The 7,085-nt window shown below is 68.8% G+C and carries 6 protein-coding genes; 3 read left to right on the top strand and 3 right to left on the bottom strand.

Annotation, left to right across the window (positions count from 1 at the left end; translation table 11 throughout):
• Together NNI01S_RS14565 and NNI01S_RS14560 are read left to right on the top strand one after the other, a co-directional pair.
• Window positions 1-1,331: flavin-containing monooxygenase (locus NNI01S_RS14565; RefSeq protein ID WP_218019199.1), on the top strand; the 1,331-nt coding region annotated here is incomplete at its 5' end.
• A gap of 11 nt (window positions 1,332-1,342) precedes the next feature.
• Entirely contained in the window at window positions 1,343-2,692 is a 1,350-nt protein-coding gene (locus NNI01S_RS14560) for a cytochrome P450 (RefSeq protein ID WP_063020615.1), read from the top strand.
• Between the two features lie 106 nt (window positions 2,693-2,798).
• Here NNI01S_RS14560 and NNI01S_RS14555 read toward each other — a convergent pair whose 3' ends face one another.
• On the bottom strand, window positions 2,799-3,449 hold the full coding sequence (locus tag NNI01S_RS14555) for a hypothetical protein (protein ID WP_063020614.1): 651 nt from the start codon (window positions 3,447-3,449) through the stop codon (window positions 2,799-2,801).
• Between the two features lie 106 nt (window positions 3,450-3,555).
• Here NNI01S_RS14555 and NNI01S_RS14550 point away from each other — a divergent pair, with 106 nt between their 5' ends.
• Window positions 3,556-4,185, top strand: a complete 630-nt coding sequence (locus NNI01S_RS14550) for a TetR/AcrR family transcriptional regulator (RefSeq protein WP_063020613.1) — start codon at window positions 3,556-3,558, stop codon at window positions 4,183-4,185.
• Between the two features lie 200 nt (window positions 4,186-4,385).
• Here the strand turns inward: NNI01S_RS14550 and NNI01S_RS14545 are convergent, their stop codons facing one another.
• Entirely contained in the window at window positions 4,386-4,577 is a 192-nt protein-coding gene (locus NNI01S_RS14545) for a protein kinase domain-containing protein (protein WP_063020612.1), read from the bottom strand.
• 79 nt (window positions 4,578-4,656) lie between these two features.
• On the bottom strand, window positions 4,657-7,041 hold the full coding sequence (locus NNI01S_RS36350) for a beta-ketoacyl synthase N-terminal-like domain-containing protein (RefSeq protein ID WP_063020611.1): 2,385 nt from the start codon (window positions 7,039-7,041) through the stop codon (window positions 4,657-4,659).
• Between the last annotated feature and the right edge of the window lie 44 nt (window positions 7,042-7,085).

Genomic DNA, 7,085 nt, shown 5'->3' with positions numbered 1-7,085 from the left:
GGAGACAGACACAGCATGAGCGGTCAGGCCCGCAGGCAGGGGAGAGGGAACAGATGAGCACCTATTGCGTGATCGGCGCGGGCGCGGCCGGTTTGGCCACCGCACGTGAGTTCGGGGCGGCCGGTTTGGACTTCGAAGTGCTCGAGGCGGCTGACGGGATCGGCGGGATCTGGGACGCGCGGCGGCCCGATTCACCGGTCAGCCGTAACACGCATGTGATCGCTTCCAAAGGGGTGCAGGCATTTTCGGGTTTTCCGATGCCCGAGGACTATCCCGACTATCCCGGGCACGAACTGGTGCTGCGCTATCTGCACGCCTACGCCGACGCCTTCGATCTGTGGCCGCGCATCCGGTTGAACACCCCGGTGCAAAGCGTCGAGCCGGGCGCGGACGGTTGGTCGGTGACCCTGGCCGACGGATCGCAGCGACGCTACGCGGGGGTCGTCGTCGCCACCGGGCACGACCGAACTCCGCGCCGCATCGACATCCCCGGCTCGGGCACGGTGCCGGTGCTGCATTCGAGCGAGTACCGCACGCCCGAACAGGTGCTCGGCAAGCGGGTACTGGTGATCGGGGCCGGGCAGTCGGCAGCCGACATCCTGTCCGACTGCGCGGTCAACGCCGCGCTGACCCTGCACAGCAGCAGGCGCGGATTCTATTGCATGCCCAAGTACCTGCTGGGCCGCCCCACCGACAGCATGCTCCAGGGCCGGATGTGGCGGCCGCTGCGCAAGCGGGCCTTCGAGCGGTTGTTCTCGTATCTGCGGGGCCGCTCCCGCGCGTTCGGGCTGCCGGTACCCGATTTCGCCGAGGGCATCGTGATCCCGATGCTCGGTGACCAGCTGCACCACCACTACACCCACGGTGACATCACGCCCAAACCGGATGTCACCGCCATCGACGACGACCGGGTGACATTCGCCGACGGCACCGAGGAGAAGGTCGATCTGGTGGTGCTGGCGACGGGGTTCGTGCCGAACTATCCCGTCGTCGATCGAGCCCATCTGAACTGGTCGGAGGGCAGCCTGCGACCGGATCTGTATCTGAACATCTTTCCGCCGCACACCCGCGGTCTTTTCGTGGTGGGGATGGTGCGGCCGATCGGATCGCACTGGGACGTCTATGAGAAACAGGCCGAGCTGGTCGCCGAATATCTGCGCGCGAAAGCGAGCGATCCTGGGCGGGTCGAGCGTTTCGACCGCGCCACCCGGGCCCGCCAGCCCGACCTGTATGCCGGGCTGCGGCTCTATCACGCCGACCAGTATCCGCTGGTGGTGGAGAAACAGGACTACGTGAACCAGCTGCGCAAGCACGCCAAGCTCTTGAAGTGAAAGGTCGGACCATGAAAGCACCCGGGCCCGGTCTGGTGGAAACCGGACGCATGCTCCCGAAACTGGCGCAGAACCCGCTGACGACGGTGGGGGCGCTGCTGGACGGCTACGGTGACGTCGTGCGGGTCAAGGCGGGCCCGATGCTGGTGTACCTCGTCGCGGACCCGGCGATGACCGAGTACGTGCTCAAGGACAACTACACCAACTACCGCAAGAGCCCGATCTACGACGAGTTCAGCATCCTGCTCGGCGACGGGCAGCTGACCACCAACAACCTGGAGTACTGGCGCTCGCAGCGCAAGCTCATCTCCCCGGCGTTCTCCCATTCGCACGTCAAGGGTTTCGCCGACGACATCACCGACAGCGCCGCGGCGATGCTCGACGGCTGGGACGCCGCGGCCGGGCAGTTCCGCGACATCTACGACGACTTCGTCAAGCTGCTGCTCGCGGTGACGGGCCGCATCCTGTTCAGCATCGATCTGTCCACCGACACCACCCAGGTGACCGACGCGATGCGCGCGGCGTTCGCGTTCATCATGAAGCGGGTGAACGCGCCGGTGAAACTGCCGCAGTCGTTCCCGACCCCGGAGGCCCGCCGGGTCGCGCGCAAGGTGGGCGAACTCGATGCCGTGGTGCGCCATCTCATCGAGGAACGGCGTCGTGGCGGTGACACCACCGACGTGCTCACCGCGCTGGTGCGCGCCCGCGACGAAGGCGGTCAGGGCATGCGCGAGGAGGACCTGCTCAACGAGATCAAGACCTTGCTCGTGGCCGGGCACGAGTCCCCGGCCAACGCCCTGTCGTGGGCCTGTTATCTGCTGGCGACCCATCCGGAGATCCAGGAGAAGCTGGCCGAGGAGGTGCGCACCGTGCTCGGCGACCGCACCCCGTCGTTCGCGGATCTGGGACAGTTGAGCTATTGCCGCATGGTGATCGAGGAGACGATGCGACTGTATCCGCCCGCGTGGATCGTCGAGCGCACTCCGATCGCCGATGACGAGATCGGCGGCTACCACGTTCCCGCCGGCGCGCGAGTTACGTTGTGCATGTACTACATTCACCGCGACAAGCGGCTGTGGGAGGCCCCGGAGGAATTCCGTCCGGAGCGTTTCGCCGACGCCGCGGTGGCCGAGCGGCACAAGTTCGCGTTCTTCCCGTTCTCCGGCGGCCCGCGCATCTGCCTGGGCAAGGACATGTCGATGACGGAAATGGTGCTGATCCTGGCCATGACGGTGCAGCGTTTCCGGCTCGAACTCGACGACACCCACCCGGTGGTGCCGCTGGCCTCGGTGAACCTGCGCCCGGAGTCGGGCATTCGCATCCGCCCGGTCCGCCGCGTCACCGAGCCCGTGACGACCTGAGGACTACGCCTCGCGAGCACAGGGGCACTGGGGATCCGGTCGGCATGCGCACGAAAGGTTTGCCGTGCGATAGAACCGACCGGGCAAGACCGGACGTGATGTCGCGCTACCGGCCCAGCATCGCGACGCTGCAGAAGATGATCCAAGCCGCCCACCCCAGCCAGCCGATCAGGCCGACGACCGCGATGCGGCCCGCGCCCTCGACGTTGTAGGGACCGGCCGACGACGAGACGAACAGCAATGCGGCGCTGACGTAGCCGAGCCAGGCGTGCCAGCCCGCCACGAGTCCGGCATCGGCACCGGCGATGCTGAAACCCAGCAGCGCCGTCGCGAGGAAGACCTGGTTGAAGCCGAACAGGACGTTGCTCGTTCCCCACAACCCCGCGGTGGTGCCGCGGCTGTGGGTGGCGGCCGCGGCCATACCGAATCGCAGCGCCTCGATGAGGGTGAATGTGGCGTTCTGCATGAGCACCCCGGCGAAGCCGACCAACGCCCACGCGTTCGGGCCCGTGCCGCCGCGCCACAGCACAGCCAGCAGCCCTGCGGCGAAAACGGTGAGGCACAACCACATTGCGGGAGCGAGCGTCGAAGGTCGCGGCAGCGCGCGGCCGACGGCGGCGAAGGCTTCCTCGACCGCGTCGATCTTGTCCGCCGACACCGGCATCGGCAGGCGCGCACGCACGTACAGGACGTTGACGGCGAGCGCCGCCGCCACGAACCCGATACCGCCCGCGCCCGCCACGGTGGTGAATTCCATCGAAGTGCCCTCTCCGCACCGAGGTTGCTCGCCGGGCGACCCGCGCGGGCAGCCATTCGATTTACATGGCCTATATTGAATATAGGTACAGGCAATCCGGAGGGCAATGGTGAACGCACAGCCAGAGCGTCGGCGCTACGACTCACTGCGCAGGCAGGCGCAGGCGAAACGCACTCGCGCCGAGATCGCCGAGGCCGCGGGCAGGCTGTTCGTCGCCCGAGGCTGGGCCGGGACAACGATCGGCGACGTGGCCCGCGAGGCGGGTGTGTCGGTACCGACGGTGTACGCGGCGTACGGGAGCAAGAAAGGACTGGTCTGGGCTCTGGTGGACGCGGCGGACCTGTCCGGGGACCTGCCCCGTCAGCTCGCGGAACTGGAAGCCTGCCCCACCCCCGCCCAGCAGCTGGCCGCGATGGCGGGCTACGACCGGCGCCTGTTCCACCGCGCCGGAGACCTCATCGCCCTGGTCCGGGAATCCGGGCGCACCGAACCCGAGCTGGCCGACCTCTACCAGCAGGCGCGTCGCGTCGCCGACCGGACACGCGGGGAGGTGTTCTCTTCGTGGCCCGATGGCACACTGCGGTCCGGTCTGGACATCACCACCGCCACCGACGTCTACGCGGCGTTGTGCAACATCGACGTCTACGCCACGTTCGTCACCGAACGCGCGTGGACACCCGAGGCGGTCGAACGCTGGTGGAGCGAAGCGCTGGCGCGCGAACTGCTTGCCCCGTGAACCGGCCCTGCGCCTCAACGGTTCCCGGCACGTTTGTCGGCGATCCAACGGCCGGTCGATCTGCGGGGTCATCAGCTCCATCGCTCCACTGGCGAGGGTCAGACAGAAGACCAGACCGAACGCGAACGCATCGACCGGCTCACCGGACAGTTGTTCGGGTGACGCGTAGGCGAGGGTGGCGGTGAACGTTCCGGTGGCGGTCAATTCGGTGTCCGCGTCGAGCAGGCGCGCGATGCCGAAGTCGATGAGCAGACCTCGGGTTTCGGTCCGGTCTCCGGCTCGGCGATCAGGATGTTGGCCGGTTTGATATCGCGATGCAGCACGCCGCGGCTGTGGGCGTAGTCCAGCGCCTTGGCCGTATCGCCGGCGAACGACTCGTTCTGCCTCAACACCTCTGCCCCCCTTAGCGATCCCAGCCCACCCGGACCGAGGGCAGCATAGCCGCTTGTCCGGTCGCCGGACCGACTCGGCTCAGCCGAGCAATTCCCGGCTCAACGCCAGCAGTTCGGCGGTGGAGAGCGCTTCCTCGTCCACCAGTGGTCGCGGATCGGCGGCGACCGAATCGATGTCCATCAGTGGTCGGGGACCGGCGGCGAGCGGATCCGTCGCCGGGTGCGCGGCGGCGAGGCGGACGCCGAGTTCGGCGGCCAGCAGTTCGACGGTGGGGCAGCCCCAGATGATCGCGGCGGGGACGTCGATGCTCAGGCGCGCGGTGAGGCGGGCCGACAACTCCACCGCGTGCACCGACCCGATGCCGAGCTGATCGAAGTTCTGGCGTGCGGCCACACGCTCGGGTGCGATGCCGACGACTTCGGCGAGTTCGGTGGTGACCAGGGCGGCGAGCGCCGCGACGTCGGGCGCGCCGGACACCGCGGCCGCCGGATGCGCTGCCGAAGCGTCGCCGGTCGCGACGGGTTCGCGCGACGGTCCCGACGACGTGATCAGCGCGGTTTCGGACCTGCTATCCCGGGTGGGAGCGATGATTTCGACGGGGACGGAGTCCGCGGAGGACAAGGCGGGTGCGGCGACGTCTCGCGCCTCGTCGCTTATTCGCGGGTCCGCCCAGTACCGTTCGCGCTGGAATGGATAGGTGGGCAGCGAGACCGGGCGGCCCGGCGGGTTCACCGCCGCCCAGTCTGGCTCGACGCCACGCTCGAACAGGATGCCCGCCGCCCGCAGCAGGTCGCGAGGGGCCACCGTGCCGGGACGCAGGGCCGCGGACAGCACCAGGCTCAGGGCCTCGTGCTCGACTGGCTCGACGTCGTTCGCGGCCCCCTCGAGATAGACGCCGAGAAACTCGACGACCTCGCCCACTTCGTCGGCGACGACCGAAAGACGATGCCGGAAAGGAGTTCTCGTGGCGAGGGTGTGTGCGAGATCGTCCAGGGCGACGTCCGGATTGCGTACGAGGTGCTCACGCAACCGGTCTGCGTGCGCCCGCAGCGCGGCCTCGGTGCGCGCGGACAGCACCACCAGTCGCTCGGAGACACCGCGGACGCCGGCCGGAGCGGGTGCGGGCGCGGCTTCGACGATGACGTGGGCATTGGAGCCGCCGAAACCGAACGCGCTCACCGCCGCGCGCGCCGGACGGTCGTGCTGCGGCCACGGCATCGCGGTGCCCGCCACGCGCACGCCCGTGGCCGCGGGGTCGAAATCGGCGGGCGCACGGTCGAAATGCAGGCTGCGCGGAATACGGCGATGGGTGAGGGCGAGGGCGACTTTCACCAGTCCGGCCATGCCCGCGGCGGCTTCGGTGTGGCCGATGTTGGTTTTGATCGAGCCGACCGTCAGTGGCGCGCCGGGAGTTCTGCCGCTGCCGTAGACCTCGGCGAGTGCGGTGAGTTCGGCGCGGTCGCCGACCGCGGTGCCGGTGCCGTGCGCTTCGACGTAGTCGATGGTCAGCGGGTCGATCCCGGCTGCCGCGCAGGCTCTCCGCAACAGCTGCCGCTGGCCGTCGGCGCTGCTGGCGGGCATGGAGTGGTGGCTGCCGTTGTTGTTGGTGGCGCTGCCGAGCAGGGTGCAGTAGACGCGGTCGCCGTCGCGCAGGGCCTGGCGCAGCGGCTTGAGCACGACGAGCGCACCGCCTTCGCCGCGCACGTAGCCGTCGGCGGAGGCGTCGAAGGTGCGCGATCGGCCACGGGCGGACAGCACACCCAGCGCGGACAGTCCGATCGCGGTCTCCGGGATCAGGTTCAGTTGCACGCCACCCGCGAGGGCCAGCTCGCTCTCACCCGCCCGCAGGGCCTGGCAGGCCAGATGCACGGCGACCAGCGATCCGGCGCAGGAGGCGTTCACGGTCATGCTGGGTCCGTCGAAGCCCAGGAAGTACGACACCCGGTTGGCGATCACGCCTTCGACGTCTCCGGTGCTGGTGAACGGCGTGATCGCGGTCGCACCCCTGGCGAGTTTGACGGCGCGATAATCGTTGAACTTGTTGGCGAAGTACACACCGGTGTGCGGCACCCGATCGGGCCGGATCCCCGCGTCTTCGCATGCCTGCCATGCCAATTCCAGCGCCAAGCGTTGCTGCGGGTCCATGTCGGCGGCCTCGCGCGGGGTGATGCCGAAGAATTCGGCGTCGAAGCCCGCGACATCCGCCAGATACCCACCGGCGACCGACACCGTCTTGCCCGCGGCGGCTCGGCCGGAACCGAGGTGATCTCCGGACCAGCGGCCGGGCGGGGGTGCGTCGGCGACCGCGTCGGTCTCCTCGATCAGCAACCGCCACAACTCCTGCGGAGAATCGGCGCCTCCGGCGAAGCGGCAACTCATGCCGATCACCGCGATCGGCTCCGCGGCATGCGCCGCGGCAGCGACCTCCGGCTGAACGCTCTTGCGCCGCTTGGCCTTTTTCACGCTATTCACCTGCCCGCGATCCACCGGCCGCGCACCCGCGGAAC

Origin of the sequence: Nocardia niwae NBRC 108934 = DSM 45340 (assembly GCF_001613465.1) — a bacterium.
In the GTDB taxonomy this organism is placed as follows: domain Bacteria; phylum Actinomycetota; class Actinomycetes; order Mycobacteriales; family Mycobacteriaceae; genus Nocardia; species Nocardia niwae.
The sequence above is the reverse complement of the archived record's forward strand: the minus strand, read 5'-3'. Positions and strand labels throughout refer to the sequence as shown.